The organism is Pseudomonas sp. NPDC089569 (assembly GCF_050280625.1).
Classification (GTDB): Bacteria; Pseudomonadota; Gammaproteobacteria; order Pseudomonadales; family Pseudomonadaceae; genus Aquipseudomonas.
Genome location: NZ_JBNNVQ010000225.1, coordinates 1 through 2,460 on the forward strand (window position 1 = coordinate 1; position 2,460 = coordinate 2,460).

Sequence of the window (2,460 nt, forward strand, 5' to 3'; positions counted from 1 at the left end):
GGTATTATCAGCGCCAGGATGTGCTGATGATCCGGCAGATCCGCGCGCTTCTCTACGATCAGGGATTCACCATCGGCGGGCCCGTAGGCCAGTGTGCCGGCCGGACGGTTGGCGAACTCGCGCAGGTTGACCTTGTCCAGCCAGTACTCGGCGTACTCCATGGCCTCGCGCTCGCTCTTGCGGAACGACGGGGTCTTGAACAGGCCGGACAGGAAGTTGGTGTTCAGGTGGCGATGCTGGGCGATCAAGAGGTTCTCGACCGCGGTCATGTCCTTGAACAACCGCACGTTCTGGAAGGTGCGTACCACGCCTTTGAGGGCGATCTTGTGACCCGGCAGGCCTTCGATCGGCTCGCCGTCGAGCAGGATGCTTCCACCGCTCGGCTTGTAGAAGCCGGTCAGGCAGTTGAACACGGTGGTCTTGCCGGCACCGTTGGGGCCGATCAGCGCCACCACTTGTTTCTCTTTGACGCTCAAGGCAACGCCGTTGACCGCCAGCAGGCCGCCGAAGCGCATGCTCAGATTTTCGACTTTCAGGATCTCGCGGCTCATTTGCGCAGCTCCATGTGAGGACGTTGCATGGGCAGCAGACCCTGAGGGCGCCAGATCATCATCAGTACCATCAAGGCACCGAACATCAACATGCGGTACTCACTGAACTCACGCATCATTTCCGGCAGCAGGATCATGACCACCGCCGCCAGGATCACACCCAGCTGCGAGCCCATGCCACCCAGCACGACGATGGCGAGGATGATCGCCGACTCGATAAAGGTGAAGGACTCCGGTGTCACCAGGCCCTGACGTGCCGCGAAGAAGCTGCCGGCGAAACCGGCGAAGCTGGCGCCCAGGGTGAAGGCCGACAGTTTGATCACGGTCGGGTTCAGACCCAGCGCACGGCAGGCGATCTCGTCTTCACGCAAGGCTTCCCAGGCGCGACCCAGGGGCATGCGCAGCAGGCGATTGATGACGAACAGCGCACCCAGGGCCAGCAGCAGCGCAACCAGGTACAGGAAGATCACCTTGTTGATCGAGTTGTATTCCAGGCCGAAAAACTCGTGGAAGGTTTGCATGCCTTCCGCGGCCTTGCGTTCGAAGGTCAGGCCGAAGAACGTCGGTTTCTCGATGTTGCTGATGCCGTTCGGACCGCCAGTGAGGCCCGTCAGGTTACGCAGGAACAGACGGATGATTTCACCGAAGCCCAGGGTCACGATTGCCAGGTAGTCACCGCGCAGACGCAGTACCGGGAAACCCAGCAGGAAACCGAAGGAGGCCGACATCAGGCCGGCGATCGGCAGGCAGATCCAGAAGCTCAGGCCGTAGTAGTGCGACAGCAGCGCATAGCTGTAGGCGCCTACGGCGTAGAAGCCGACATAACCCAGGTCGAGCAGTCCGGCCAGGCCGACCACGATGTTCAGGCCCAGGCCGAGCATCACGTAGATCAGCACCAGCGTCGCGATGTCCACCGCGCCGCGGGAACCGAAGAACGGCCAGATCAGCGCACCGGCGATCATCGCGATGATGACCCAGCGCTGGGTGGTCGGCAGGGTCAGGAAGTTGCTGGCCTTGGCCGGAATCAGCGGCATGCGTGGCGAGGAGCGCCAGGCCGAGCTGATCTGCCGGTCGAACAGCACACGCAGGAACATCAGCACGGAGCACACCGCGATGGTGATCAGGGTGGCGTTACTGGTGCCATGAACTTCGAGGTTGATGCCAACGATGCTCAGTTTAAGACCGAGTACCGGGTAGGCCACGGCCCACACCAGCAAAGCGCTGAACAGCGCCTGTTTAAGATTCCTAGTCATACTTTCTCAACCTCCGGACGGCCCAGCAGGCCGGTTGGCCGGAACAACAACACCAGGACCAATAGACCGAACGCCACGACGTCCTTGTACTGGTCGCCGAAGATATCGGCACCGAAGGCCTCGGCCACACCCAGCACCAACCCACCCAGCATGGCGCCAGGGATGCTGCCGATACCGCCCAATACCGCTGCGGTGAAGGCCTTGAGTCCCACCAGGAAACCCTGGTTCGGGTTGATCACGCCGTACTGCATGCTCAGCAGCACGGCCGCGATGGCCGCCAGCGCAGCACCGATGACGAAGGTCAGGGCAATGATGTTGTTGGTGTTGATGCCCAGCAGGTTGGCCATCCGGATGTCTTCGGCACAGGCACGGCAGGCGCGACCCAGGCGAGAACGGGAGATGAACAGCGTCAGGCCGGTCATGGCGACCAGGGTCACCACGAACACCAGGATTTGCATGTAGGAAATCAGCACTTCATGTGCACCACCTGGCCCGAAGGCAAAGTTGCCCGGAATCAGGTTGGGGATGGATTTGTCCTTGGAGTCTTGCGCCAGCAGAACGGTGTTCTGCAGGAAGATCGACATGCCGATGGCAGAGATCAGCGGGATCAGACGGTTGCTGCCGCGCAAGGGGCGGTAGGCGATCCGTTCGATGCT

At 61.4% G+C, this 2,460-nt stretch carries 3 protein-coding genes; all 3 read right to left on the reverse strand.

The window, feature by feature from the left end:
* Positions 1-551, reverse strand: a 551-nt coding sequence (locus ACQKP2_RS32440) for an ATP-binding cassette domain-containing protein (protein WP_427582330.1), incomplete at its 3' end; no start/stop codon positions are given.
* Positions 548-1,804, reverse strand: a complete 1,257-nt coding sequence (locus ACQKP2_RS32445) for a high-affinity branched-chain amino acid ABC transporter permease LivM (protein ID WP_427582331.1) — start codon at positions 1,802-1,804, stop codon at positions 548-550. The genes ACQKP2_RS32440 and ACQKP2_RS32445, both read right to left, overlap by 4 nt.
* On the reverse strand, positions 1,801-2,460 hold a 660-nt coding region (locus tag ACQKP2_RS32450; protein WP_427582332.1), incomplete at its 5' end, for an ABC transporter permease subunit. The genes ACQKP2_RS32450 and ACQKP2_RS32445, both read right to left, overlap by 4 nt.

Excerpts from the sequence above, each read along its gene's own strand:
- ACQKP2_RS32445 (WP_427582331.1), bottom strand. The coding sequence starts at position 1,804 with ATGACTAGGAATCTTAAACAGGCGCTGTTCAGCGCTTTGCTGGTGTGG.